General features: G+C 77.1%; 3 protein-coding genes. 2 read left to right on the top strand and 1 reads right to left on the bottom strand.

Annotation, left to right across the window (positions count from 1 at the left end; translation table 11 throughout):
• Positions 1–14: 14 nt before the first annotated feature.
• The gene (locus ABEB16_RS21370; protein ID WP_425560287.1) at positions 15–329 is read right to left on the bottom strand and encodes a CDGSH iron-sulfur domain-containing protein; all 315 of its coding nucleotides are present in this window, start codon (positions 327–329) and stop codon (positions 15–17) included.
• A gap of 50 nt (positions 330–379) precedes the next feature.
• Here ABEB16_RS21370 and ABEB16_RS21365 point away from each other — a divergent pair, with 50 nt between their 5' ends.
• Together ABEB16_RS21365 and ABEB16_RS21360 are read left to right on the top strand one after the other, a co-directional pair.
• Entirely contained in the window at positions 380–1,441 is a 1,062-nt protein-coding gene (locus ABEB16_RS21365; protein ID WP_345714190.1) for an iron-containing redox enzyme family protein, read from the top strand.
• A gap of 5 nt (positions 1,442–1,446) precedes the next feature.
• A partial coding sequence (locus tag ABEB16_RS21360; RefSeq protein ID WP_345714189.1) for a glycosyltransferase family 2 protein occupies positions 1,447–2,236 on the top strand: 790 nt, incomplete at its 3' end.

The following is a 2,236-nucleotide window of genomic DNA, read 5'->3' as shown; positions in this document are numbered from 1 at the left end:
CCCGCCGCGGGGCCTCAGGAGGTCGCCGCCGCGGCCGCGGCGCCGCGGCGCTTGTGCGCCCCGTCGCAGTACGGGGCGATGGACGTGCGCCCGCAGCGGCACAGCGCCACCGTGGCGCGCCTGCGCGGCACGGGCAGTCCGTCGGCGTCCACGATGAGCGCCGGGCCCCGCACGAGCAGCGGACCGTCGGGGCACACCGCGATGGTCACCTCCTCGTCGACGTCCCGCCGGGTGGTCGTCACGTCCGCTTCCCCCACGGGCGTCACCGCCACCGGACCTCCTGCTGCCGGGGTGCGCGCTGCGGTTGCCGCCGCGCCGAACTCGTCCATGCTCAGACTCTGACGCACCCGGCGCTGCCGCGCAGAAGGAGAACGAACCGATGACCGCCACCCTGCCCGCTCCCCCTGCACCGGCGACCCCGGCCGCGCCGGGCACCGGTGACGCGCTGCGGATGCCGCTGCCCGCGGCCCGCGGTCCCCTCAGCGCCGCGCTGCGCGAGGTCCTGACCGGGACGCGCCCCGCCGCGGACCTGCTGCCGCTGGCGCGCACCGCCGCCACCGCGCAGGACCCGCTGCGCGAGGAGGACCTGCAGATCGCCCTGACGGTGCTGTACGAGCTGCACTACCGCGGGCTGCGCGGCGTCAGCGACGACTGGGAGTGGGACGGCGACCTGCTCGCCGCACGGGCGGTGCTCGAGGCGGCCGTGGAGGCGGCGCTGCGCGCCCTCGTCGCGGTGCCCGACGCCGCACCCGACGAGGTGGCCGAGACCCTCTTCGCGATGGCGGCCGACGACAGCGGGCCGGCCGTCTCCCGGTTCCTGTGCCGGTCGGCGACGCCGGAGCAGTTCCGGGAGTTCCTCGTGCACCGCTCGATCTACCACCTCAAGGAGGCCGACCCGCACACGTGGGCCATCCCGCGGCTGTCCGGGGTGCCGAAGGCCGCGCTCGTGGAGGTGCAGGCCGACGAGTACGGCGGCGGGCGGCCCGACCGGATGCACGCGGCGCTGTTCGCGCGGACGATGCGGGCGGCCGGCCTGGACGACGGCTACGGCCGCTACGTCGACGAGGTCCCGGCCACGACGCTGGTGGCGACGAACGCGCTGTCGATGTTCGGGCTGCACCGGCGCCTGGCCGCCGCCGCCGTGGGGCACCTGGCGGTCTTCGAGATGACGTCCTCCATCCCGAACAAGCTGTACGGCAACGGGATGCGCCGGCTGGGTTTCGACGCCGACGCGACGTGGTTCTTCGACGAGCACGTCGAGGCGGACGCGGTGCACGAGCAGATCGCCGGGCGCGACCTCGCGCAGGGGCTGGCCCGCCAGCAGCCGGGGCTGACCGGCGAGGTGCTGTTCGGCGCCGCCGCGTGCCTGGCCCTCGACGCCGTCGCCGGCGCGCACCAGCTGCGGTGCTGGGAGGCGGGACGCCCCTCGCTGCGGGCGTGAGACCGGTGAGCACACCCGCAGCGGGCCGCCTGCCGCTGGAGGTCGTCGTGCCGCTGCGCTGGGGACCGGGCGGGGACGTCGCGGAGATGGCCCGCTACCTGCACGCGCTGGCCGGCTGCGCCGACGTCACCGTGGTGGACGGCTCGGCGCCGGCGGAGTTCGCCCGGCACGCCGCCGCGTTCGGCACTCCCGACGGCGCCGTGCGCCACCTGCCACCGCAGCCGTGGCCGGGGCGCAACGGCAAGGTCGCCGGCGTCGTCACCGGGGTGCGTACGGCACGGCACGAGTTCGTCGTGGTCGCCGACGACGACGTGCGCTGGGACGCCGCCGGGCTGCGCCGCGTGGCGGGCCTGCTGGAGCGCGCCGACGTGGTGCGCCCGCAGAACGTGTTCTCCCCCACGCCGTGGCACGCCCGCTGGGACACCGGGCGCACGCTGCTCAACCGCGCGCTCGGGGCGGACTACCCGGGCACGTTCGGGTTGCGGCGCAGCACGTTCTGCCGGATGGGCGGCTACGACGGCGACGTGCTGTTCGAGAACCTGCAGATGCTGCGCACCGTGCGGGCCGCCGGTGGGCGCGAGGTGCGCGCCCCGGACCTCTTCGTGGCGCGCCGGCCCCCGACGGCGCGGCACTTCCTCGGCCAGCGGGTGCGCCAGGCCTACGACGACCTGGCCCAACCGGCCCGGCTGCTCGCCGAGGCCGCCGGCCTGCCCGCCGTCGCGCTGCTGGCGGTCCGGGCGCCGCGCGCGCTGCCGGGGCCCGTCGGCGCGGTCGCGCTGCTGGCGGAGGTGGGAC

The organism is Kineococcus glutinatus (genome assembly GCF_039542765.1).
Lineage (GTDB): Bacteria > Actinomycetota > Actinomycetes > Actinomycetales > Kineococcaceae > Kineococcus_A > Kineococcus_A glutinatus.
Note: the sequence above shows the minus strand (reverse complement) of the source record. Positions and strands in the feature narration are given on the sequence as shown.